Here is a 22,350-nt window from a genome sequence, read left to right as displayed (position 1 = left end):
TCCCTTGCGACAGCTCAGCCGTAACGGCCGGTGATGTAGTCCTTGGTCTTGTCCTTCTTCGGATTGGTGAAGATCTCCGAAGTGGGACCATATTCCACCAGATCGCCCAGGTGGAAGAAAGCGGTCTTCTGGCTGACGCGGGCGGCCTGCTGCATGTTGTGCGTCACGATGACGATGGCGTAGCGGCCGCGCAGATCCTCGATCAGCTCCTCGATCTTGGCGGTGGCGATGGGGTCGAGCGCCGAGCAGGGCTCGTCCATCAGGATCACCTCCGGGTTCACGGCGATGGCACGGGCGATGCACAGGCGCTGCTGCTGGCCGCCGGAGAGCGCGGTGCCGCTGTCGTTCAGCCGGTCCTTCACCTCGTCCCACAGGCCCGCCTTCTGGAGGCTGGTGGCCACGATCTCGTCCATCTCCGCCTTGGTCTTGGCCAGGCCGTGGATGCGCGGGCCGTAGGCGATGTTCTCGTAGATCGACTTGGGGAACGGATTGGGCTTCTGGAACACCATGCCGACGCGGGCGCGCAGCTGCACCACATCCATCTGGCGGCCGTAGATGTCTTCGCCGTCGAGGCGGATATCGCCCACCACCCGGGCATTGGCCACGGTGTCGTTCATGCGGTTGAGGCAGCGCAGGAAGGTGGACTTGCCGCAGCCCGAGGGGCCGATGAACGCCGTCACCTCATCGGCGCGCACGTCGATGGAGACGCCTTTGAGGGCGTGCTTCTCGCCGTAGTAAACGTTCACGTCGCGGGCCGTCATCTTGATGGCGCTGTTGGTGGCTTGGGTCATGGGCGTCTCGTTGTTTGCATACATGGCAGTCAGCTCCGTGCTGCGAGCCGGTTACCAGCGGCGCTCGAACTTCTGGCGCAGGTAAATGGCGAGGCCATTCATCAGCATCAGGAAGACGAGGAGCACCAGGATGGCTGCGGAAGTCTTTTCCACGAAGCCGCGCTCGATGCTGTCCGACCACAGGAACACCTGAACCGGCAGAACCGTTGCAGGGTCGTCAAGGGCGGCGGGCACGTCGACGATGAAGGCGCGCATGCCGATCATCAGCAGCGGCGCGGTCTCGCCGAGCGCGCGGGCCATGCCGATGATGGTGCCCGTCAGGATGCCCGGCATGGCCAGCGGCACCACGTGGTGGAACACCACCTGAAGCGGCGAGGCGCCGATGCCGCGGGCGGCGTCGCGGATCGACGGCGGCACGGCGCGGATGGCGACGCGGCCGGCGATCACGATGGTGGGCAGGGTCATCAGCGCCAGCGTCAGGCCGCCGACCAGCGGGGCCGAACGCGGCATGCCGAACGTGCCGAGGAACACCGCAAGGCCGAGCAGGCCGTAGATGATGGACGGCACGGCGGCCAGGTTGTTGATGTTGACCTCGATGAAGTCGGTGATCCGGTTCTTCGGCGCGAACTCCTCCAGGTAGACGGCGGTCAGCACGCCGATGGGGAAGGAGATGAGCAGCGTGACGAACAGGGTGAGCAGCGAGCCGACCGTCGCGCCCCACACCGAGGCCAGTTCGGGGTCGCGGCTGTCCGCGGCGGTGAAGAAGCGGGTGTTGAAGGCGGTGCGCACGTCGCCCGATGCTTCCAGCCGCTCGAACCAGCCCAGCACATCGTCCGGCACCCGGCGCTCGACCTCCGGCGCATCGCGCTTGACGCGGCCCTTGTTGAGCATGTCGATGTCCGAAGCGGCGGGCACCCACACCGGCACGGTCCGGCCGAACAGCTGCGGGTTCTCCATCAGGCGCTGGCGCAGGATGGCGGCGGTCGCATGGCTCACCATGCGCTCGGCGCGCATGATCTGGTCGGGGTCGGAGAGGCCCAGCTTCGCGGCCAGCGCGTCGCCCGCCAGCAGGCCATAGTCGGCCGCTTCCAGCACCTCCTGCCCGTTCGGACCACGCACATCCTCGGCGCTGATGCCCAGCGACTGCTCGGTGAAGGCCACGTTCAGCCGGATCTCGGTTGCCTGGAAGCCGGGCAGGCCGTTGCGGATCATCGTGAACAGCAGGAAGGCCAAGAACAGCCCCGCAAAGGTGAGGGCCACCAGGCCCAGGGTGCGGAACAGCTTCTCCGAGCGGTAGCGCTTGCGGATCCGCGCGACCATTTCCGGCGATTTCCAGTCCGTCGGGCGCTGCATGTTCGTCTCTCCTGCCGGGCGGAAGGTCTCAGAGGCGTTATTCATAGGCTTCCCGATACTTCTTCACGACCCGGAGGGCGTAGACATTGAGCGCCAAGGTGACAAGGAACAGCACCAGACCCAGCGCGAAGGCGGAGAGGGTCTTGGCGGAGTCGAACTCCTGGTCGCCGGTGAGCAGCGCGACGATCTGCGTCGTCACGGTGGTGACCGACTCGAAAGGATTGAGGGTGAGGTTCGCGGCGAGGCCGGCGGCCATCACCACGATCATGGTCTCGCCGATGGCGCGGGAGACCGCCAGCAGGAAGCCGCCGACGATGCCCGGAAGGGCAGCCGGGATCAGCACCTTGCGGATGGTCTCGGACGGGGTGGCGCCCAGCGCCAGCGAGCCGTCCTTCATCGCCTGCGGAACCGCGGTGATGGCGTCGTCCGACAGGGACGACATGAAGGGGATGATCATCACGCCCATCACGAGGCCCGCGGCCAGCGCGCTCTCGGAAGAGGGATCGGACAGGCCGATCATGTAGCCGAACTGGCGCACCATGGGCGCGACGGTCAGCGCCGCGAAGTAGCCGTAGACCACCGTGGGCACGCCCGCCAGGATCTCGAGAATCGGCTTCATCCACTTGCGGAAGCGGGAGCTGGCGTACTGGGTCAGGTAGATCGCCGACAACAGGCCGATGGGCACGGCCACCAGCATGGCGATGATGGTGATGAAGGCGGTGCCCCAGAACAGCGGCACGGCGCCGAACGCCCCCGAGGAGCCCACCTGATCGGCGCGGATCGCCTGCTGCGGGCTCCAGTGGGTGCCGAACAGGAACTCGACGGGCGACACCTTGTCGAAGAAGCGCAGGCTCTCGAACACCAGCGAGAACACGATGCCCAGCGTCGTCATGATGGCGACGATGGAGGCCAGGATCAGCAGCCCCATGACGAAACGCTCGACGCGGCTGCGGGCGCGGAAATCGGGCTTCACCTGGGTGAAGGCATAGAAGAAGCCAAGGAGCGCAAGGGCCCCGGCAAGGGCGGCGACGATCCAGTTCGCGCGGGTCGACATGGCTTTGTACAGGACGGCGGCATCCTCGGCCCCGGGGCTGAAGGCGTATTCGCTCTCGCCGGTGGCCAGGCTTTGCACCTCGCTCAGGAACATCTCGCGGGCCATGCCCGGCTCGGGGCGCATGTCCGCCGGCAGGCTGCTGATGACCGCCGGGCCGATGTAGCTGGGGGCGAAGATGCTCCACGCCACCACAAGCAGGGCGGCGGGCAGGAACACCCAGATGAAACTGAACCAGCCGTGATAATTGGGCCGGGAATGGACTGTGCGGTGATCGGTCTGGAACTGGGTGGCGCGACCGCGTGAAACCAGGAATCCGATGGTTGCAAGGCCAAGGAGCAAAAGCACGAGTGCGGATGAAGGCATACCAACCACCAGTTCAGCGTAAGGACAAAGGGAGCGATCCTCGTGAGATCGCTCCCTTTGCGTGTGTATTTTACTTCACGCTCGCCGGGTCAAGCGGCTTGAGCGTCTTTGCCGCCTGGGCGGCTTCGGCGCGGGCCTTGTCCGGAGAGGCGACGAGGCCGCGGCGGGCCAGGTAGCCGCGCGGACCCCAGGTGCTTTCCTTGGCGTATTCGCCGAGGAATTCCTTGATGCCCGGGATCGTGCCGACGTGCTGCGCCTTCACGTAGATGTAAAGGGAGCGGGCCGCCGGATACTTGAACGACTGGATGTTGGCGTAGGTGGGCTCAACACCGTCGATCTTGATGCCGCGCAGCTTGTCCTGATTCTCCTCGAGGAAGCTGTAGCCGAAGGCGCCCACGGCGTTCGGGTTGGCAACCAGCTTCTGGACGATCAGGTTGTCGTTCTCGCCGGCCTCGATGAAGGCGCCGTCCTCGCGCAGCGTGGTGCAGATGGCCTCGGCCTTCTTCTTGTCGGCCTTTTCCATTGCCTTCATCTCAGGGAAGGTCTTGCAGCCGGCGCCGACCATCAGCTCGTTCAGCGAATCGCGGGTGCCGGAGGTCGGCGGCGGGCCGATCAGCTCGATCTTGTTGGCCGGCAGCTTGGCGTTCACGTCCTTCCAGGTGCGGGCGGTGTTCTTCTTGCCCAGCGGCTGGGCGGCGATCGCCTTGTAGACGTCGGCGCGGGTCAGCTCCATGGCCGGGCCATTCTTGGCCTGGGCCAGAACCAGCCCGTCGAGGCCGACCTGGATCTCGACGATCTTGGTCACGCCATTCTGGGCGCACTGCTTCACTTCAGAAGCCTTGATGCGGCGCGAGGCGTTGACGATGTCCGGGGTGTTCGGGCCGATGCCGGAGCAGAACAGCTTGATGCCGCCGCCGGTGCCGGTGGATTCCACGATCGGCGCCTTGAACTTGGGGTTGGCGCGAGCAAACTGCTCGGCCACGGCGGTCGTGAACGGATAGACCGTCGACGAGCCGACCACGCGGATCTGGTCGCGCGCTTCCGCCGTGTCGGCGCAAGCGGCCGTCAACGTCGCAGTGGCGGCTGCGATCATCAGGCTCTGTTTAAGCACTTTCGGATCTCCTCATTTGGCCGGGCGCGCCCGCACCATATCTTTTCGTGGTGGCATCTGAACCAAAGGGCGCCGTTGCGCGTACACCCCTGTTTTGCCGGTTCTGACGCTGCCTTTCGACAGGAACCCCTCTATGGCTTTTGTGTTGCAGCTCTGTGACAAGGCTTTGTTACAGTTTTATGACAGCCGTATGAATTGGCGCATGAACTGAGGCGCATGGCCGCTCAGGCGGTCTGGGCGGGCTCCGCCGGGAGGGTGAAGGCAACGGTGGTGCCGGTGCCCGGCCGGCTCTGGATGGTCAGCTCGCCCCGGTGCTTCTCGACGATGTGCTTGACGATCGCCAGGCCCAGTCCCGTGCCGCCCAGCTTGCGCGAGCGGGCCGTATCCACGCGGAAGAAGCGTTCGGTGAGGCGGGGCAGGTGTTCCGGCGCAATGCCCTCGCCCTGGTCGGTGACGGCGATTCGCAGCTGGGTCGGCTGCCCGGTGCGGGCGTCCACGACCGGCGTTGCCTCCAGCGTGATCGGGGTGCCGGTGCGGCCGTACTTGATGGCGTTGGAGACGAGATTGTGAAGCACCTGGAGAACCTGATCCCGGTCCGCGATCACCCGGGGCAGGGGCTCGGACAGGCGCAGGTCGATGCGCCGCCGGTCCGCCTCCAGCTGCACCGCGTGGATCTGCTCCACCTGGCCCAGCAGCGGCCGCATGTCGATGAGGGTGGATGGCCGCACGTGCTTGTCCATCTCGATGCGGGAGAGGGACAGGAGGTCGTCGATGAGCCGGGCCATGCGGGCGGCCTCGGCGGCCATGATGCCGAGGAAGCGGGTGCGGGCGGCCTCGTCGCTGGCGGCCGGGCCCTGAAGCGTCTCGATGAAGCCGATGAGCGTGGCGAGCGGCGTGCGCAGCTCGTGGCTGGCGTTGGCCACGAAATCCACCCGCATCCGGTCGGTCAGCCGGTCCTTGGTAACATCGCGCATCCACACCAGCAGCAGCCCCTGCTGGCCGCCGATGGGGTGCGCGCCCACCATGTAGACCGCCTCCACGGGGGTGAAGAACTGCACCTCGCGCTCGACGGACGTGCCGCTGGCGACGACGCTGCGAATCGCGTCCACCGCGCCCGGCTGGCGCAGGAACAGGGTGAGGGCCTCGCCTTCCGTCACGCCGCCCAGCAGGTCGCGCGCCCGGTGGTTGACGCGGTGGACGGTCAGTTCATGGTCCACGATCAGAAGCGGCTGGTTGATGGCCTCCAGGATCTGGCGGACCTGATCCCGCGCCAGCCGGGCCTGAAGTTCGGCGTTGAGGGCGCGCTCGCGCTCAAGCGCGCCTTCCCGGTCCCGCGCCTCGCCGTCATAGGCAACGGCAATGACGACAATCCCGGCAATCACCGCGCAGGCGGCCGCCGCCGTTTCATCGCCCGCCAGAAGCGTGACGATCAGAAAGACTGCCAGGGCTGCAGCGCTTGCCGCACACAAACGTTGAAGCAAGCGCTTGGTAATGGGGTCCATGGTTCTCTCACTTGTGCCGGTCGGCCATATTCGTCGGTATTTTTTACAATCACGAAGCAGGCGGATCTCAACGGAAAAAAATTCATGCCCGGATTCAGATAGTTATGGACGTGGTACAGATCTTGCTCGGAGTTGTCCGTGTGCTGTGATAAGTCTTTGATACTAGGGGCCAAGATCGTGAGTCGGTGTGACGGGCGGCTGATTGGCAGGCCGAGCAGGCGGAGCAGGCCGACAGGCAAATCAGCAGGACAGGCATATCAGCAGAACGCCGAAGCAAATTAGAAGGTGAAGAATGAGCGAGCGGAAATCCAATGCTGACGTGGCGTCCCGGCGCCACCTTCTGAAATTGGGTGCGATGGCTGCGCCGGCTGTGATCACCTTGGCTCCGGCCAGTGCCCGGGCGGCCAGTTCGGTTCTGTGCTATGTTCCGTTCCCGGAGAGGGGCGTCACCGCAGAGGGCGTTCCGTGCGACAGCAGCACGCCCGGCGGCCCCAGCGGCCCCAATCCTCCGGGCGGCCCCAATCCTCCGGGCGGTCCGAATCCTCCGGGCGGCCCCAATCCTCCGGGCGGTCCGAATCCTCCGGGCGGCCCCAATCCCCCGGGTGGTCCGAATCCTCCGGGCGGTCCCAATCCCCCGGGTGGCCCCAATCCTCCGGGCGGCCCGAATCCGCCGGGTGGTCCCAATCCTCCGGGGCCCGGTCCCACTCCGAAGTCCGAGGAACTCTGCTTCGCACCCGATGGCGGCGTGCTCAACTCCGAGCAGATCAGCAACGGCTTCGGGAGCGAGGGTATCGGCGGCGGCGACATGGACAGCTACAACGCCTTCGTCAATTACCTCGATCGGGTGAAGGCGGAGAACCTCCAGGGCGCTTCGTGCCTCATGAGCCTCAACTACGAGTCACCCAAGGGAAGCTGATCCGAAGGCGGAGGTGCGGCGGCAGGCGGCGCACCTCCGACAATCGGACGGCGATCGGGTGACGATCGCGGATGACGCAATTCGGGCCATGCAGTTTCCCATGCCATGCTGTGTTGAATGGACGTGAGGTACCGCTCCTCGCTCAGCCGGGATTGCGTTGTTCGGCCGGTTGATGACCTGTTCCTGATCTACTTCCGCCCCTCCGGCCAGACCCATCTGCTGCCGGTGCAGTCCTATGCCCTGCTCGAACTGCTGGACGGCAACGGCCTCGGCATCGAGGAGATTCCCTCGGCCCTCGCCGCGCGCTACGATCTGGAGCCGGAGGTCGGCGTCGAAGCTGTCCTGGAGCAGAAGTTGCGGGAGCTGGAAGCGGTGGGTCTGGTCGAGGCCGTCACGTAATGGAGCGAGGCGCAGTGCCCTCTGCCAGGGGCTGGCATGAGATGACCGTGCGGATCGGCCCGATCGATTATCGGCTGACGACGCCGCTGGCCTCCGTGTGGCGGGAACTGGCGGCCCTTTATGCCGAATACCCCCGCGACGACCCCGCACACTGCCCGGAATACGAGGTGTCCGTTCGGCCCACCAGCCTGTGGCGGCGCTTCGTGCGGCCGCAGGTGGGGCTGTACGCCGACATCATGGGCCCGTTCGCGCCGCTGCCAGCCAGCCTCGGCCAAGTCGCCTTCGAGATGGGCATGAACTACCAGGTGGCCATGGGGCTCAACCGGCTGCTGATCCTCCATGCCTCGGCGGTGGCGCGGGACGGGGGGTGCATCCTGTTCTCCGCCGATTCCGGCTCGGGAAAAAGCACGCTGGCGGCGGGTCTGGCCTATGCCGGCTGGCGGCTGCTGGGGGACGAGTTCGCGCTCATCGAGCCCGGCACCGGGCTGGCGTGGCCGTTTCCCCGCCCGATCTCGCTCAAGAACCAGTCGATCGACCTGATGGCGGAGCGCGCGCCCGCCGAACGCTTCAGCCGCCGCTATCCGGGCACGCCCAAGGGGACGCTGGGCTACCTGCTGCCGCCGCCGGACGCGATCGCGCGCATGCACGAGCCCGCCCGGCCGCGCTGCGTGGTGTTTCCCCGGTTCGAGGCGGGCGGCACCCCCTCGGTCCGCCGGGTGCCGCTGGCGGAAGCACACATCCTGCTGGTGGCCAGCTCCACCAATTACCGGACGCTCGGCGAGGCGGGGTTCCTCGCCATGGCAAACTTGCTGGATGCCTGCCCGGCCTACGCCATCACCTACCCGTCGCTGGACGCGGCAGCGCAACTGGTTGAACGCCTCTGGCAGGACACGGCGGCGCAGCGCGCGGCAGGGGCCGCCCATGGCTGAGTCCCCGGCGCGGCTGCTGTGCCGGCTGCTGCGGCAGCCGCAGGAGGCCTCCGGCGTGTCGCCCGCCCGGTGGTCCGACGCGCTGCGCTGCGCCCGGCGCGAGGGACTGGCGGGCATTCTCGCCCACCGGTTGCGGGCCGAGGGGCTGTGGAGCAGCCTGCCGGAGCGGGTCCGGGCGATTCTGGAGGATGCGGAGGTTGCCGTCGCCCGCAGCCACGTTGTGGCGGCATGGGAGGCCCGGCAGGTGCTGGCGGCCCTGAAACCGGCAGGCTGCCCGGTCATCCTGCTCAAAGGCTCCGCCTACGCGCTGGCCGGGCTGGATGCGGGCAAGGGCCGCGCGGCGGGCGATCTCGATATCCTCGTGCCCCGCTCCTGGCTCGGCGCGGCGGAGACGCAGCTGCGGCAGGCGGGGTGGGACTACGTCCACACCGACCCCTACGATTTCCACTACTACCGCGCCTGGATGCACGAGCTTCCGCCCATGGTCCACGAGACCCGCGGCACGGAGCTGGACGTGCACCACACCATCCTGCCGCTGACGGCGCGGGCGACGCCGGATGCGAAGGCGCTGATCCGCGACGCGCGTCCGCTGCCGCAGGAGGGCCTTGCCGTGCTGGCTCCGGCGGACATGGTGCTGCACAGCGCCGCGCACCTGTTCCACGGCGGCGACTTCATCAAGCCGCTGCGCAACCTGTGGGACATTCATGCCCTGCTCACCGAGTTCGGGCGGGATGCCGCCTTCTGGCCAGCGCTCGTTGCGCGGGCGCGCCACCATGAACTGACGCGGCCCCTTGCCTACGGCCTGCGCTATGCGGTGCGGCTGTTCGGCACCGCCGTGCCGGCGGCGACGGCGCGGGAGGTGGCCGCTTTCCTGCCCGCCCGGCCGCTGCTGTGGCTGATGGACCGGCTGTTCCTTGCGGTCTTCCACACGGCGGGCGCGGCGGCGAAGGGGCCAGGCGCGCGGCTGGCGGACCGTCTGCTGCTGCTGCGCTCCCACTGGCTGAAGATGCCGCTGCCCCTTCTGGTGCGGCACCTGTGGACCAAGGGCCGGCGGCGGATCGCGCCTTCCGGCGGGGCGCAGAGCGCTCTCCGGTCGCGCAAGCCGGCGTAGGATTGGCTCCCGTTCCGCTTATCCTGGCCGGGCGTTCTCGCGCGCCAGTGCGGCCCAGAGCTGCTCCAGTTTCTCGGGATTGCGGATGATATAGACGTTGCAGACCTGCCCGCCGCGGATCTCGACCGCCGTCAGCTGCCGGACGCCATTCGCTTCCAGCGTCAGGTGCGTGGGCAGACCGTTCACCGTGATCCGGCAGGACCAGAGGGGCGGGGCACTCTGCGGCTTGCGCGCCAGCCCCACGAAGAAGCGCGCCACCTTCTCCGCGCTGCGGATGATGTTGCGCGCCGCCAGGATGCGCCCGCCGCCGTCGGTGTGGAGGGCGATGCCGGCGGCCAGCAGGCGGCCGAGGGCCGCCGCGTCGCCGCTGCGCGAGGCGGCGAAGAAGGCCTCCGCCACCCGCTCGCTCTCCCCCTCGCTGACCGAAAAGCGGGGGCGGGCGGCGCGGATGTGCTCCCGCGCCCGTTTGGCCAGCTGGCGGCAGGCGGCCTCGCTGCGGCCAAGCGTGGTCGCGATCTCGGCGAAGCCCATCTCGAAGACGTCATGGAGGACGAAGGCCGCCCGCTCCAGCGGCGAGAGCCGCTCCAGCGCCAGCATCAGGGCGAAGGAGATGTCGCTGGCAATGGCCTCCTGCGGCAAGACGGCGGCGGCCGGGTCCTCCAGCAGCGGCTCGGGCAGCCATGGCCCCACGTAGACCTCCCGGTGACGGCGCAGCTGCTTCAGCCGGTCCAGGCACAGGCGCGTCACGATGGTCGAGAGATAGGCGGAGGGCTGGCGGATCTCGTCCACGGGCAGACTCTGCCAGCGCAGCCAGGCATCCTGCACCACGTCCTCCGCGTCGCTGAGCGTGCCGAGCAGGCGGTAGGCAAGGCCCGTCAGCCGGCGGCGCTCGGTCTCGAACGCCACCGTGCGATGGGTATGGGCCTCCTCAGGCCGCCTTGACGGCATACTCGGCCGGGTGCTGCGCGCGGAAGCCGACGGCAAAGCGGTTCCAGACATTGATGGTCCCGATCAGGCAGGTGAGCTTCACGATCTCCTCCTCGCTGAAATGCCGGCACAGCTCTTCATAAACGCTGTCCGGGGCCTGCGTCTCGGCGACCAGCGTCAGGGCCTCGGTCCATGCCAGCGCGGCCCGCTCGCGCGGGGTGTAGTAGGAAGACTCGCGCCAGGCCGGGAGAAGATGGATCCGCTCCTCGCTCTCGCCCGCCGCGCGGGCATCGCGGGTGTGCATGTGCAGGCAGAAGGCGCAGCCGTTGATCTGCGACGCGCGAATCTTGACCAGCTCCATCAGGCTCATCTCGAGTCCGGCGGACGACACGGTCTTCTCGAACTGGAGCATGGCCTGCATCAGCTGGGGGGCGGCTTTGAAATGGTCGAGACGGGCTTGCATCGTACCTCTCCTGCATTGAACGGGGTTCACTGCGGGAGAGACGATGGAGCGCCCGTCCGTGTGACAGGGACGCGCGTTTTTTTGTGGCGTCAGGCAGTCCGCGCCTTGTGGACGGCGGCAAGCGCGTCGAAAAGCTGGTCGTAGTGGTCGATGACCGCGTCGGCTTCCAGCTCCTCCGCCGGGACGCTGGAGAAGCCGAAGGAGACGGCAACAACCGGCACGCCGGCACTGCGGGCCGCGCCCACATCCACCGCGCTGTCGCCCACCATCACGGTGTGCGCGGGATCGCCGCCGAGCTGCTCCACCACGGCGAGGATGTGCCGGCCGTCCGGCTTGCGGAAGGGCAGGCTGTCGCCGCCGAGGATCACCGGGAAGAAGCGCTCCCACCCCAGCGCCGCGATGAGCGCCCGGCTGAGGGACTCGAACTTGTTGGTGCAGATGCCGATGAGAATACCGGCCTCTTGCAGACGGGTCAGGGTTTGTTCAACTCCTGGAAAGGGTTGGGAGGCTACACACACGTTTGCGGCGTAATAGTCCAGAAACGGGCGGAGGAGACTTTCCGCCTGTTCGGGCGTTCCGCCGCCGGTATGGGCAAGGCCGCGCTCGATCAGCTTGCGCGCGCCGAGGCCGACCATGTCGCGAACCTCCGCAAGGGTGACGGGAGGGCGCCCGGCAAGGGCCAGCACGTGGTTGGTGGCGGCGGTCAGGTCCGGCCCTGAGTCAACCAGCGTACCATCCAGGTCGAAAACAACGCAGCGCGGCATATTATTATCATTAACAATAAAGGTCATGGCGTGGCTTCACAGAAGGGTTTACGAACGCGGCAAAGCTGGAAAAGCCAAGCCTTCTGTGGCACACGCCACGGGATCAGAGCAAGCACGTCTGAGACATGAGGGGGACCCGCCTATGACGACGCGGCCTGTGGCCGTCATTATTCTCGCGGCCGGCAAGGGCACGCGAATGAAGTCGGACAAGCACAAGGTGCTCCACCCCATCGGCGGCTTGCCCATGGTGGGCCACGTGCTGAAGACGGCAAAGGCCCTCGAGGCGCGGCGCTCCGTTCTGGTGGTGGGCTCGCTCAAGGAACAGGTGGAAGCAGCCTTCGGCCACGAAGCGGCCATCGCCGTGCAGGAGCCGCAACTGGGCACGGCCCATGCGGTGCAGGCGGCGCAGGGCCAGCTGGCGGATTTCGAGGGTGATATCCTCATTCTCTATGGCGACGTGCCGCTCATCCGCCCCGAGACGCTGCGCACGATGCTGGAGCGGCTGAACACGCCGGTGGGCGGAACCCATCCCGCCTGCGTGGTGCTGGCGTTCCGCCCGGCCGACCCGGCGGCCTATGGCCGCATCGTCACCGGCGACGGCGGCGTCATCGAGACCATGGTCGAGTACAAGGACGCGACCCCCGAGCAGCGCGCCATCAACCTGTGCAACTCCGGCGTCATGGCCGTCCGCAGCGAGCGGCTGTGGGAACTGCTCTCCCGCGTCGACAACAACAACGCGGCGGGGGAATACTACCTGCCGGACATCGTGATGCTGGCGCGCAAGGACGGCCAGCCCTCGGTGGTGGTCGAGACCGGCGAGGACGAGGTGGCGGGCGTCAACTCCCGCGTCGAGCTGGCGGCCGTCGAGCAGGTGTTCCAGACGCGCCGCCGCCGCGAGATGATGCTGGAGGGCGTGACCCTCATCGCGCCGGAGACGGTCTACTTCAGCCACGACACGGTGATCGGCCGCGACGTGGTGATCGAGCCCCATGTGGTGTTCGGCCCCGGGGTCACGGTGGAGTCCGGCGCGGTGATCCGCGCCTTCTCCCACCTCGAGGGCGCAAGCGTCGCCCGCGGCTGCGAGGTCGGCCCCTACGCCCGCCTGCGCCCCGGCGCGGTGCTGAAGGAAAAGGCCAAGGTCGGCAACTTCGTCGAGATCAAGAAGTCGGTGCTGGAAGCCGGCGCCAAGGCCAATCACCTCACCTACATCGGCGACGCCCACGTGGGCGCGAAGGCCAACATCGGCGCGGGCACCATCACCTGCAACTACGACGGCTACTTCAAGTACCAGACGCAGATCGGCGCGGGGGCGTTCATCGGCTCCAACTCGTCGCTGGTCGCGCCGGTGACCATCGGCGACGGCGCGATCGTGGGCGCGGGCAGCGTGGTGACCAAGGACGTGAGCGCCGACGCGCTCGCCGTGGCGCGCGGCCAGCAGGCCGAGAAGCAGGGATGGGCGGCCCGCTTCCGGGCGGCCATGCAGACCAGGAAGAAGGCAGGGTAACAGGCGGTTATGTGCGGAATCATTGGCATTATCGGACAGGCGCCGGTTGCGGATCGCCTTCTGGACGGGCTGCGGCGGCTGGAATATCGGGGCTATGACTCGGCCGGCATCTGCACCCTCGTGGACGGCACGCTCCAGCGCAGCCGCGCCGAGGGCAAGCTGAAGAACCTCGAGCGCAAGCTGATCGAGACGCCGCTGGAAGGCACGCTGGGCATCGCCCACACCCGGTGGGCAACCCACGGCGCGCCGACCGTCAACAACGCCCATCCGCACGCCAGCCGCCATGTGGCGGTGGTGCACAACGGCATCATCGAGAACTTCAAGCAGCTGCGCCAGGAACTGGTGGAGAAGGGCTGCGCCTTCGAGTCGGAAACCGACACGGAAGTGGTGGTGCACCTCATCTCCACCGAGGTGGAGCAGGGCGCGACCCCGGTGGAGGCGGTGCGGCGCACGCTGAAGCGCCTGCACGGTGCCTTCGCGCTGGCGATCATCTTCACCGGCCACGACGATCTCCTGATCGGCGCGCGGCGCGGCAGCCCGCTGGTGGTGGGTTATGGCGAGGGCGAGATGTACCTGGGCTCGGACGCCATCGCGCTGTCGGACCTGACCAGCCGCATCTCCTATCTGGACGAGGGCGACTGGGTGGTGCTGAGCCGCACCTCCATCCAGGTGTACGATGCCGACGACCGGCCGGTGGATCGCCCGGTCACCCTCTCCACGGTGACGGGCGGCCTGATCGACAAGGGCAACCACCGCCACTACATGCAGAAGGAAATCTACGAGCAGCCGACCGTGGTCGCGCAGACGCTCGGCACCTACATCCGGCCGCTCGAAGGGCGGATCGCCCTGCCCGAGCTGCCGTTCGACCTGGCGGGCGTGGAGCGCGTCTCCATCATCGCCTGCGGCACCAGCTACTACGCGGGCATGGTCGGCAAGTACTGGCTGGAGCAGATGGCCCGCGTGCCGGTGGAACTGGATATCGCCTCCGAGTTCCGCTACCGCGATCCGGTGCTGACCCCCGGCGGCCTCGCCATTTTCATCTCCCAGTCCGGCGAGACGGCGGACACGCTGGCGGCCCTGCGCCACTGCAAGGACAACGGCCAGCACACCGTCGCCGTGGTCAACGTGCCCACCTCAAGCATGGCGCGCGAGGCCCATGCGGTGCTGCCAACCCATGCCGGGCCGGAGATCGGCGTTGCCTCCACCAAGGCCTTCACCTGCCAGCTGGCGACGCTGTCGGCCTTCGCCATCGCCATGGCGCGCGCCAAGGGCCGCATCGACGCGGAACGGGAGGCGGCGCTGGTGCAATGCCTCACCGAGATCCCGGCGTACATGAACGACGCCCTGTCCCACGATGAGGAGATCGCCCGGCTGGCCACCTCGGTCGCCAAGGCGACGGACGTGCTCTACCTCGGCCGGGGCCCGGACTACCCGATCGCGCTCGAGGGCGCGCTGAAGCTCAAGGAAATCAGCTACATTCACGCCGAAGGCTATGCTGCCGGCGAGATGAAGCACGGCCCCATCGCCCTCATCGACGAGACCGTGCCGGTGGTGGTCGTCGCCCCGTCCGGCCCGCTGTTCGAGAAGACCATCTCCAACATGCAGGAGGTGATCGCCCGCGGCGGGCAGGTCATCCTCATCTCCGACAAGGAGGGCCTCGCCCATCAGGACAGCGGCCTTTTGGCCACCATCGAAATGCCGAAGGTGGACGGCATCATCGCCCCGCTCGTCTACGCCGTGCCGGTGCAGCTGCTGGCCTACCACGTGGCCGTCGCCAAGGGCACGGACGTGGACCAGCCGCGCAACCTCGCCAAGTCGGTGACGGTGGAGTGACGAGGGTGGTTTGATCAGGTTCTTGCAGGGGTCTTGGACCCCTGCACCCCTTCGTTTCAAAGGGCCGTGCTCTTGAGAAAGGGCGCGGCCCTTTTCTGTTGCCGGGGGGTGGGCACGGAAACACGGTCTGTTTCACGAAGGGGGGATCCCCAAGGGGGACGAGTCCCCCTTGGGACAGAAAGCCTCACATCATCCCCGCCAGCGGCTGAACAGGTAGAACACCACGCTCAGCACCACGCTGAGGACGAGGCTGGTGACGATGGGGAAGTAGACGCGGGTGTTGCCCCGCTCCCAGATGATGTCGCCCGGCAGGCGGCCCAGCCCCAGCTTCGCGACCAGCGGCCAGGCGAGGCCCAGGATCAGCAGGACGACGCCGGTAATGACGAGAATTCGGCCCATGTGCCCGCTCCTGTGGGTCCAGAGTGCTGCCCCCGTTTCCCCCCGGAAGCTGGGGATGCCTCGGGGGCAGTTCAATCTTCTCCCCGGCCTCCCCCGCCCGGGCGGGAAAACGGCCTTCCGGCACGGCCATTTAACGAGAGTTGCGAACGGTTTAATCGCGACTTTCTGTTTGCTTCCGCCGGCGGAGCATCTTACCTCCACCCTGACATTGGTTTGCCGGGATAAGCGCAATGGCCCAGTACGACTATGATCTTTTCGTCATCGGCGCCGGTTCGGGAGGCGTTCGCGCGGCGCGGATTGCAGGCGGGCACGGCGCGAAGGTGGCCATTGCGGAGGAGTATCGCGTTGGCGGCACCTGCGTCATCCGTGGCTGCGTGCCGAAGAAGCTGTTCGTCTACGCCGCCCACTTCGCCGAGGAACTGGAGGATGCCGCCGGGTTCGGCTGGACCGTGGAGGGCGCCCGCTTCGACTGGCCGACGCTGCGGGACAACGTGCAGCGGGAGGTCTCCCGCCTCCAGGGGCTGTACGGCCAGACGCTGGCCCGGGCGGGCGTGACGGTCTACGACGCCCGCGCCACCTTCCTCGACCCGCACACGCTGGACGTGGGCGGCCAGCGGATCACGGCGCGCAAGATTCTGATCGCGACCGGGGCAACCCCGGTCATCCCCGACTTCCCCGGGGCGGAGCTGGGCTTCACCTCCAACGAGGCGTTCCATCTGGAGCAGCTGCCGAAACGGATTCTGGTCTATGGCGGCGGCTACATCGCCACCGAGTTCGCCGGGATCTTCCACGGGCTCGGCGTCGAGGTGACGCAGGCGTTCCGCGCGCCCACCATCCTGCGCGGCTGGGACGACGAGCTGCGGACCCGGCTTCAGGACATCTACGCCCAGAAGGGCATCCACATGCGCGGCGGCGCCTCCATCGCCCGGCTGGAGCGGCAGGGCGGGACGATTCGCGCCACCATGACCGACGGCGCGATCATCGAGACCGACGCGGTGATGTATGCCATCGGCCGCCGCCCGAACGTCGACGGCCTGGGGCTGGAGAACGCAGGCGTGAAGACGGCGGAGAACGGTGCGATCATCGTGGATGCCGATTCGCAGACCAGCTGCCCCCACATCTACGCGGTGGGCGACGTGACCGACCGGATTCAGCTGACCCCCGTGGCGATCAAGGAAGGCCACGCGTTTTCTGATACAGTGTTCGGCGGCAAGCACTGGCGGGCGGACCACCACAAGGTGCCGTCGGCCGTGTTCAGCCAGCCGCCGCTGGCGGCGGTCGGCATGGACGAGGACACTGCCCGAAAAGAGGGGCACGAAATACGCGTATTCCGTTCCGAGTTCCGTCCGATGAAATTTACCCTTGGCGGACGGCAGGAGCGGACGCTGTGCAAGCTGGTGGTCGATGCAAAGACCGACCGCGTGCTGGGCGCCCACATGCTGGGGCCGGATGCGCCGGAAATCATTCAGGCGATTGCCATCGCCGTGAAGATGGGCGCGACCAAGGCCCAGTTCGACCAGACGGTCGCCGTGCACCCCACGGCGGCGGAAGAATTCGTGCTCATGCGCTAAGGCTTGCCATTGTCGCGCAAGCAACGCATTAACCTGATATCCGGAAAGCCGGATATGTAAGAATGTTGCCCGGAGTTGCGGGCGTAAGAAAGGCGAGGTGCATCATGGCTGAGATGGGAACGTCCACCCCCTGGACCCCGGACAGCTGGCGGAATTTTGAAGCCCGTCAGATGCCTGTCTATACGGATGCACAGGCGCTGGCGGATGTGGAGAAGGAACTGCAAACCTATCCTCCGCTGGTTTTTGCGGGCGAGGCGCGTCGCCTGAAGAACGAGCTGGCCGAGGTGGCGTCGGGCCGTGCGTTCCTGCTTCAGGGCGGCGACTGCGCCGAAAGCTTTGCGGAGTTCCACCCGAACAACATCCGCGACACCTTCCGCGTGCTGCTGCAGATGGCCGTGGTGCTCACCTTCGCCGGGCGGATGCCGGTGGTGAAGGTTGGCCGCATGGCCGGCCAGTTCGCCAAGCCGCGCTCCGAGCCGATGGAGACCGTGGGCGGCGTCAGCCTGCCGAGCTATCGCGGCGACATCGTCAACGACATCCAGTTCACGCCCGAGGCGCGCGAGCCGGACCCCAAGCGCATGCTGCGCGCCTACATGCAGGCGGCGGCCACGCTGAACCTGCTGCGCGCCTTCGCCCAGGGCGGCTATGCCAACCTGCGCCAGGTGCACAAGTGGACGCTGGATTTCGTCGGCTCCTCGCCGGTGACCAAGCGTTACCGCGAGCTGGCGGACCGGATCGGCGAGGCGCTGAGCTTCATGGAAGCCTGCGGCGTCAGCCCGGAGACCGCGCCGCAGCTGAGCGGCACCGAGTTCTACACCAGCCACGAGGCGCTGCTGCTGGGCTATGAGCAGTCCATGACCCGTCAGGATTCGCTGACCGGCCAGTGGTACGACACCTCGGCCCACATGCTGTGGATCGGCGACCGCACCCGCTTCCCGGGCTCGGCCCACGTGGAGTTCCTGCGGGGCATTGGCAACCCCATCGGCATGAAGGTGGGCCCGTCGCTGGACGCGGACACGCTGCTGCGACTCATCGATATGCTGAACCCCGACAACGAGCCGGGCCGCCTGACCCTCATCGCCCGCTACGGCGCGGAGAAGATCGAGGCGCACCTGCCCCAGCTGGTGCGGGCGGTGAAGAAGGAAGGCCGCTCGGTCGTGTGGTCGTGCGACCCGATGCACGGCAACACCATCAAGACCGGCACCGGCTACAAGACCCGGCCGTTCGACCGGATCATGATGGAAGTGCGCTCGTTCTTCGCCATCCACCGGGCCGAGGGCACGCACGCGGGCGGCATCCACACGGAGATGACCGGCCAGAACGTGACCGAGTGCACGGGCGGCGCAGTGGCGATCACCGACGAAACCCTGGGCGACCGCTACCACACCCACTGCGACCCGCGCCTGAACGCGGCGCAGGCGCTGGAACTGGCGTTCCTGATCGCCGAGGGGCTGCAACAGGAACTGGCGGGCCGCGCCGCGGCCTGACGGGGCGCCGGAGGGGCACCCTCCGGGCCAGCGGCCGGACGAAACCTTGCGCACCGGGCCGGAGCAGATCTGCTCCGGCCCGGTTTGCGTTTGCGCCCATGGCCCTGCCTCCTGCGCGCGGCTGCGCTGGCGGGGAGGAGAGCGGGCAAGCCGGGGCCGCAATGGTCTTACAGACCAATTTCCCCAGCCTCCGATGCCAGCCTTTCCGCCCCCGGTGCGTTCTATCGGGCGCGGGGCCGGTGCAGGTCCGGCCCGCGCGGCCGGGGACGGGCGGAGGGCGAGGTTCACATGCGGGCCATTGTTCAGGCCATCGGCGTGCCGGCGCTGGCATCCCGGCGGGCGCCAGACGGCGGCATCGTCGTCATTGCCGCGAACGATGACGCCTGCCGCCTGTTCGGCCTGAACGCCCCTTCGCCGGAAGGGCGGCTGGCCGACCTGCTGCCCCGCGCCGTCGCCGAGGAGGTGGAGCGGGCCGTCGGGCAATGCCTTGGCGGGCAGCGGGAGGTTGCGACCGAGCATATCGCGGGTCTTGCGGACGGGGCGCACTGGCTGCGGTTCCGCCATCGCCCGTTCGCCGGGGCCGGGTCCGAAGCCGGGGCCGGAGCCGGGGTGATCAGCACCGTTGTTGCCGTGGGCGAGGGCGGGGCGGACCTTGCGCCCGGTAGTGCCGCCTGCGCCGGGGCGTGCGCGCATGGGCAGGGGCTTGATGTGGCGGCGCGTCTGGTGACGGGCGGCGGCCATGCCCTCAACAACTACTTGCAGCCGATTCTGACCCTTGCCCGCCACATGGAGGGGGATATGGCCCCCGCCATGCGGGCGCGCTCCCTCGCGTTCATCCGGGATGCCGCCTTGCAGATCGGGGACGTGATGGACATCGTTCGCGCCGTCCTCGGCGCGGGGGCGGCTCGGGGTGAAGTGGCGGGCCGCATCGCCATGGACGCGCTCGTGCGGGACGCGCTGCGGGCGGCCCGGCTGGTTCTGCCGCCCCGAATCGCACTGTCGGCGGATGTTGCCGCGCCGGACGGCCAGGTGGCGGCACACCGGGCGGCGCTGCTGCAACTGCTGCTCGCCCTGATCCTCGATGCGGGCGACCGGCTGGAGGGGGAGGGCGAGGTGCTGCTGCGCGTCTCCCGCACGGGGCGCGACGCACCCGGCGCCCGGCCGGACCGGCCCTGCGCGCACTGGCTGGAGCTGGCGGTGGCATCGCGGCCGGAGGAGGGGGCGACCCCGGCGCGCCTGCGTCAGGCGGCTGTGAGCGCCCTGGCGGCGCGCCTTGGCGGATTCGCGGTGTTCCCTGACACCGAAACGCCGCCGGAGACCCGGATCTTCCTGCCGGAGATCCGGGACCACGACATGCCGGCGGCCTGAGGGGCCTTTCGGCGCGGCGATCAGGCCTCGTCGGCGGCCTTCATCTGCTTTTGCAGGTAGTTTTCCAGACCCACGGTGCGGATGAGGTTGAGCTGGGTCTCGATGAAATCCACGTGCTCCTCCTCGGAGTCGAGGATGTCCTCAAGCAGCTCGCGGCTCACATAGTCCTGGATCGACTCGCAGTAGGCGATGGCGGTGCGCAGGTCGAGCATGGCCTCCATCTCCAGTGCCAGGTCTGCTTCCAGCAGCTCCGGCACGGTCTCGCCGATGCGCAGGCGGTTCAGCGACTGGAGGTTGGGCAGGCCATCGAGGAACAGGATCCGCTTGGTCAGGCGGTCCGCGTGTTTCATCTCGTCAATGGATTCCTTGTACTCGTAGTCGCCCAGCCGATCGAGGCCCCAGTTCTGCAACATGCGGGCATGAAGGAAGTACTGGTTGATCGCGGTCAGCTCGTTCTTGAGGATCTTGTTCAGGTGCTTGATGACCTCGGGATCGCCCTTCATTTTCAACTCCTTCTGACCGCATTGCCGTGACGGCTGAAAAAACACAGGAAATATCGGGCCACCTTATCACCGAAGGCCGGAAAGGGTGAGGGGGCGAATGGGAGAACGCCAAAAAAACCGGGCGTCCCGCAGGGCGCCGGTGGCTCGATCGTTGCGCGCCTGAGCCGCCTTGGCGGGGCCGGCCCTATTCAGCCGGCCACTGGGGCTGGCCGACCTTGTGCTCCTCCGAGATCACCGACCGGGCGAAGCTGGCGCACTGCCCGCATTCGAACCGGCATCCCAGGTGGGCATAAACCGCGTGGGGTTTCTGTTCGCCCGTGGTGCGCGCGGCAGCGCGGACATCCGATTCCCGTAAGCCATTGCAAATGCACACGTACATGCGGCGAGCCCGGTTGTCTGTTTCTCGGTTGCCTTGAAGTAACTGATTTTGCGAATGAGTGTCAACTAAGAGTTCGATCGTTTGCGACGAATTGATTAAATCGTTGCGAGATCGTATCAAATCGCGTTCCGCCGCAGGGAAATCCTGCGCGGGCAGGGCGGAAACACGGTTGCGCTGCGCCCGCTTCCGCCGCGAAGATGGGCGCGATCTGGGCTCATATGACCGGGGCCTTCCAGAATTCAGGGCTTCAAACGGGGGAAAGACCATGCGTACTTGGGTTGCCGGCCTTGCGGCCATGCTTCTTGCCACGCCTGCCAGCGCCGATCCGTTGCGGGACGCGATCGCGGCGGACCTGCCTTACCTGCAGAACCTCTACGTTGACCTGCACAAGTCCCCCGAACTGTCGTTTCATGAGGTGAAGTCCTCCGCCCGCATGGCGGCGGAGCTGAAGAAGGCCGGTTTCACCTCGGTGACCACCGGCGTCGGCGGACATGGCGTTGTCGGCGTGCTGAAGAACGGCGAGGGGCCGACCCTGCTGATTCGCGCGGACATGGACGCGCTGCCGGTGCAGGAGCAGACCGGCCTGCCCTACGCTTCGACCGTGACGGTCAAGGACGACTCGGGCGCCACGGTGCCGGTGATGCACGCCTGCGGCCACGACATCCACATGAGCGCCTGGGTGGGCACGGCCCGCCGACTCGCCGCCCTGAAGGACCAGTGGCGCGGCACGCTGGTGATGATCGCCCAGCCCGCCGAGGAGCGGGGCAGCGGCGCCAGCGCCATGCTGGAGGACGGGCTCTACGAGCGCTTTCCCAAGCCCGACCATGTGGTCGCCCTGCACGTGAATGCGGGGATTCCGGCGGGCTCGGTCGGGGTTCACGCGGGCTTCGCCATGGCGAACGTCGATTCGGTGGACGTGACCATCCGCGGCATCGGCGGCCACGGTGCCTATCCGCACACCACGAAGGATCCGGTGGTGCTGGCCGCGCAGATCGTCAACGCCCTCCAGACCCTGGTCAGCCGCAACACCAATCCGGCCGATCCGGCGGTGGTGACGGTGGGCTCCATCCATGGCGGCACCAAGCACAACATCATCCCCGACACCGTGAAGTTGCAGCTCACCGTGCGCTCCTACACCGACGAAGTGCGCGAGCAGCTGCTCTCGGGCATCCGGCGAATCGCCGAAGGGCAGGCTGCCTCCTTCGGGCTGCCGCAGGAGCTGTGGCCGGTGGTCGAGGTGAAAAACGAGAACACCCCGGCCGTCTTCAACACCGAGACCCAGAGCACCCGGCTGGCCGAGGTGTTCAAGGCCCGCTTCGGCGCGGACCGGGTGGTGGAGACCACGCCGGTCATGGGCGGCGAGGATTTCGCCCGGTACTGGCGGGCCGACCGCTCGCTGGAGAGCACGCTTTTCTGGCTGGGCGCGGTCAAGCAGTCCACCTGGGACGAGGCGCAGAAATCGGGCAAGACGCTGCCGTCGCTGCATTCGCCCTTCTTCGCCCCCGATCCGCAGCCGACGCTCGCCACCGGCGTCGAGGCCATGACGGCGGCCGCCCTGTCGATTCTCGGCAAATAGGGGCGCGGGCGTGCCACCGGCGGATTTCCGGCGCAAGAGTCGGAAGT

General features: G+C 67.5%; 20 protein-coding genes. 10 read left to right on the top strand and 10 right to left on the bottom strand.

The window, feature by feature from the left end; all coding sequences use genetic code 11:
- Positions 1 to 14 precede the first annotated feature (14 nt).
- The 5 genes from pstB to ACSJJU_RS03720 form a co-directional block, all read right to left on the bottom strand.
- On the bottom strand, positions 15 to 791 hold the full coding sequence (gene pstB / locus ACSJJU_RS03740; RefSeq protein WP_435913843.1) for a phosphate ABC transporter ATP-binding protein PstB: 777 nt from the start codon (positions 789 to 791) through the stop codon (positions 15 to 17).
- Between the two features lie 51 nt (positions 792 to 842).
- A complete protein-coding gene (gene pstA / locus ACSJJU_RS03735; protein WP_435913842.1) occupies positions 843 to 2,144 on the bottom strand; it encodes a phosphate ABC transporter permease PstA in 1,302 nt (433 codons plus the stop codon).
- 37 nt (positions 2,145 to 2,181) lie between these two features.
- The gene (gene pstC / locus ACSJJU_RS03730; RefSeq protein WP_435913841.1) at positions 2,182 to 3,561 is read right to left on the bottom strand and encodes a phosphate ABC transporter permease subunit PstC; all 1,380 of its coding nucleotides are present in this window, start codon (positions 3,559 to 3,561) and stop codon (positions 2,182 to 2,184) included.
- A 70-nt stretch (positions 3,562 to 3,631) separates the two neighbouring features.
- Entirely contained in the window at positions 3,632 to 4,654 is a 1,023-nt protein-coding gene (locus tag ACSJJU_RS03725) for a PstS family phosphate ABC transporter substrate-binding protein (protein ID WP_435914373.1), read from the bottom strand.
- Positions 4,655 to 4,896: 242 nt separating this feature from the next.
- Complete coding sequence (locus tag ACSJJU_RS03720; protein ID WP_435913840.1) at positions 4,897 to 6,174, bottom strand: ATP-binding protein; 1,278 nt, start codon at positions 6,172 to 6,174, stop codon at positions 4,897 to 4,899.
- A gap of 745 nt (positions 6,175 to 6,919) precedes the next feature.
- On the opposite strand from ACSJJU_RS03720, the gene ACSJJU_RS03715 reads away from it, so the two are divergent.
- The 4 genes from ACSJJU_RS03715 (at position 6,920) to ACSJJU_RS03700 (ending at position 9,529) form a co-directional block, all read left to right on the top strand.
- Complete coding sequence (locus ACSJJU_RS03715; protein ID WP_435913839.1) at positions 6,920 to 7,090, top strand: hypothetical protein; 171 nt, start codon at positions 6,920 to 6,922, stop codon at positions 7,088 to 7,090.
- Positions 7,091 to 7,207: 117 nt separating this feature from the next.
- Positions 7,208 to 7,489 (top strand): HPr-rel-A system PqqD family peptide chaperone, encoded by a 282-nt coding sequence (locus tag ACSJJU_RS03710; RefSeq protein WP_435913838.1) that lies wholly within the window; start codon positions 7,208 to 7,210, stop codon positions 7,487 to 7,489.
- A gap of 41 nt (positions 7,490 to 7,530) precedes the next feature.
- Positions 7,531 to 8,418: an HprK-related kinase A gene (locus tag ACSJJU_RS03705; RefSeq protein ID WP_435913837.1), complete on the top strand. Its 888-nt coding sequence runs from the start codon at positions 7,531 to 7,533 to the stop codon at positions 8,416 to 8,418.
- The gene (locus ACSJJU_RS03700) at positions 8,411 to 9,529 is read left to right on the top strand and encodes a nucleotidyltransferase domain-containing protein (RefSeq protein ID WP_435913836.1); all 1,119 of its coding nucleotides are present in this window, start codon (positions 8,411 to 8,413) and stop codon (positions 9,527 to 9,529) included. Before ACSJJU_RS03705 ends, ACSJJU_RS03700 begins: the two co-directional genes overlap by 8 nt.
- 18 nt (positions 9,530 to 9,547) lie before the next feature.
- On the opposite strand, the gene ACSJJU_RS03695 is transcribed toward ACSJJU_RS03700, so the two are convergent.
- From ACSJJU_RS03695 to gph, 3 genes are all read right to left on the bottom strand, one after another.
- Complete coding sequence (locus ACSJJU_RS03695; protein WP_435913835.1) at positions 9,548 to 10,477, bottom strand: sigma-70 family RNA polymerase sigma factor; 930 nt, start codon at positions 10,475 to 10,477, stop codon at positions 9,548 to 9,550.
- A complete protein-coding gene (locus ACSJJU_RS03690) occupies positions 10,458 to 10,919 on the bottom strand; it encodes a carboxymuconolactone decarboxylase family protein (RefSeq protein WP_435913834.1) in 462 nt (153 codons plus the stop codon). The genes ACSJJU_RS03695 and ACSJJU_RS03690 overlap by 20 nt, the downstream gene beginning before the upstream one ends.
- 89 nt (positions 10,920 to 11,008) lie before the next feature.
- Complete coding sequence (gene gph, locus ACSJJU_RS03685; protein ID WP_435913833.1) at positions 11,009 to 11,683, bottom strand: phosphoglycolate phosphatase; 675 nt, start codon at positions 11,681 to 11,683, stop codon at positions 11,009 to 11,011.
- A gap of 142 nt (positions 11,684 to 11,825) precedes the next feature.
- Between gph and glmU the strand changes: the two genes are divergently transcribed.
- Positions 11,826 to 13,187 carry a bifunctional UDP-N-acetylglucosamine diphosphorylase/glucosamine-1-phosphate N-acetyltransferase GlmU gene (gene glmU, locus ACSJJU_RS03680; protein WP_435913832.1) on the top strand — a complete coding sequence of 454 codons (1,362 nt, stop codon included), beginning with the start codon at positions 11,826 to 11,828 and terminating at the stop codon, positions 13,185 to 13,187.
- 9 nt (positions 13,188 to 13,196) lie between these two features.
- Positions 13,197 to 15,020, top strand: coding sequence for a glutamine--fructose-6-phosphate transaminase (isomerizing) (gene glmS, locus ACSJJU_RS03675; protein ID WP_435913831.1), 1,824 nt, complete (start codon positions 13,197 to 13,199; stop codon positions 15,018 to 15,020).
- 189 nt (positions 15,021 to 15,209) lie between these two features.
- Here glmS and ACSJJU_RS03670 read toward each other — a convergent pair whose 3' ends face one another.
- Entirely contained in the window at positions 15,210 to 15,419 is a 210-nt protein-coding gene (locus tag ACSJJU_RS03670; RefSeq protein WP_435913830.1) for a DUF2905 domain-containing protein, read from the bottom strand.
- A gap of 230 nt (positions 15,420 to 15,649) precedes the next feature.
- Here ACSJJU_RS03670 and gor point away from each other — a divergent pair, with 230 nt between their 5' ends.
- From gor to ACSJJU_RS03655, 3 genes are all read left to right on the top strand, one after another.
- A complete protein-coding gene (gene gor, locus ACSJJU_RS03665) occupies positions 15,650 to 16,990 on the top strand; it encodes a glutathione-disulfide reductase (RefSeq protein WP_435913828.1) in 1,341 nt (446 codons plus the stop codon).
- Between the two features lie 104 nt (positions 16,991 to 17,094).
- A complete protein-coding gene (locus ACSJJU_RS03660; RefSeq protein ID WP_435913827.1) occupies positions 17,095 to 18,477 on the top strand; it encodes a class II 3-deoxy-7-phosphoheptulonate synthase in 1,383 nt (460 codons plus the stop codon).
- A gap of 288 nt (positions 18,478 to 18,765) precedes the next feature.
- Positions 18,766 to 19,845, top strand: a complete 1,080-nt coding sequence (locus tag ACSJJU_RS03655; RefSeq protein ID WP_435913825.1) for a hypothetical protein — start codon at positions 18,766 to 18,768, stop codon at positions 19,843 to 19,845.
- Positions 19,846 to 19,865: 20 nt separating this feature from the next.
- Here the strand turns inward: ACSJJU_RS03655 and bfr are convergent, their stop codons facing one another.
- Positions 19,866 to 20,348: a bacterioferritin gene (gene bfr / locus ACSJJU_RS03650; RefSeq protein ID WP_435913823.1), complete on the bottom strand. Its 483-nt coding sequence runs from the start codon at positions 20,346 to 20,348 to the stop codon at positions 19,866 to 19,868.
- A 644-nt stretch (positions 20,349 to 20,992) separates the two neighbouring features.
- Here bfr and ACSJJU_RS03645 point away from each other — a divergent pair.
- Entirely contained in the window at positions 20,993 to 22,303 is a 1,311-nt protein-coding gene (locus ACSJJU_RS03645) for an amidohydrolase (RefSeq protein WP_435913822.1), read from the top strand.
- Positions 22,304 to 22,350 lie beyond the last annotated feature (47 nt).

Origin of the sequence: Pedomonas sp. V897, assembly GCF_051304405.1 — a bacterium.
Taxonomy (GTDB): Bacteria; Pseudomonadota; Alphaproteobacteria; order Sphingomonadales; family Sphingomonadaceae; genus Pedomonas.
This window is presented reverse-complemented; position numbering and strand designations above follow the sequence as displayed.

Bases quoted from the DNA above. Each gene is read 5' to 3' on its own strand.
- pstB (WP_435913843.1), bottom strand. From the start codon at position 791: ATGACCCAAGCCACCAACAGCGCCATCAAGATGACGGCCCGCGACGTG.
- pstA (WP_435913842.1), bottom strand. From the start codon at position 2,144: ATGCAGCGCCCGACGGACTGGAAATCGCCGGAAATGGTCGCGCGGATC.
- pstC (WP_435913841.1), bottom strand. From the start codon at position 3,561: ATGCCTTCATCCGCACTCGTGCTTTTGCTCCTTGGCCTTGCAACCATC.
- ACSJJU_RS03725 (WP_435914373.1), bottom strand. From the start codon at position 4,654: ATGATCGCAGCCGCCACTGCGACGTTGACGGCCGCTTGCGCCGACACG.
- ACSJJU_RS03720 (WP_435913840.1), bottom strand. From the start codon at position 6,174: ATGGACCCCATTACCAAGCGCTTGCTTCAACGTTTGTGTGCGGCAAGC.
- ACSJJU_RS03710 (WP_435913838.1), top strand. From the start codon at position 7,208: ATGGACGTGAGGTACCGCTCCTCGCTCAGCCGGGATTGCGTTGTTCGG.
- ACSJJU_RS03705 (WP_435913837.1), top strand. From the start codon at position 7,531: ATGACCGTGCGGATCGGCCCGATCGATTATCGGCTGACGACGCCGCTG.
- ACSJJU_RS03700 (WP_435913836.1), top strand. From the start codon at position 8,411: ATGGCTGAGTCCCCGGCGCGGCTGCTGTGCCGGCTGCTGCGGCAGCCG.
- ACSJJU_RS03695 (WP_435913835.1), bottom strand. From the start codon at position 10,477: ATGCCGTCAAGGCGGCCTGAGGAGGCCCATACCCATCGCACGGTGGCG.
- ACSJJU_RS03690 (WP_435913834.1), bottom strand. From the start codon at position 10,919: ATGCAAGCCCGTCTCGACCATTTCAAAGCCGCCCCCCAGCTGATGCAG.
- gph (WP_435913833.1), bottom strand. From the start codon at position 11,683: ATGCCGCGCTGCGTTGTTTTCGACCTGGATGGTACGCTGGTTGACTCA.
- glmU (WP_435913832.1), top strand. From the start codon at position 11,826: ATGACGACGCGGCCTGTGGCCGTCATTATTCTCGCGGCCGGCAAGGGC.
- glmS (WP_435913831.1), top strand. From the start codon at position 13,197: ATGTGCGGAATCATTGGCATTATCGGACAGGCGCCGGTTGCGGATCGC.
- ACSJJU_RS03670 (WP_435913830.1), bottom strand. From the start codon at position 15,419: ATGGGCCGAATTCTCGTCATTACCGGCGTCGTCCTGCTGATCCTGGGC.
- gor (WP_435913828.1), top strand. From the start codon at position 15,650: ATGGCCCAGTACGACTATGATCTTTTCGTCATCGGCGCCGGTTCGGGA.
- ACSJJU_RS03660 (WP_435913827.1), top strand. From the start codon at position 17,095: ATGGCTGAGATGGGAACGTCCACCCCCTGGACCCCGGACAGCTGGCGG.
- ACSJJU_RS03655 (WP_435913825.1), top strand. From the start codon at position 18,766: ATGCGGGCCATTGTTCAGGCCATCGGCGTGCCGGCGCTGGCATCCCGG.
- bfr (WP_435913823.1), bottom strand. From the start codon at position 20,348: ATGAAGGGCGATCCCGAGGTCATCAAGCACCTGAACAAGATCCTCAAG.
- ACSJJU_RS03645 (WP_435913822.1), top strand. From the start codon at position 20,993: ATGCGTACTTGGGTTGCCGGCCTTGCGGCCATGCTTCTTGCCACGCCT.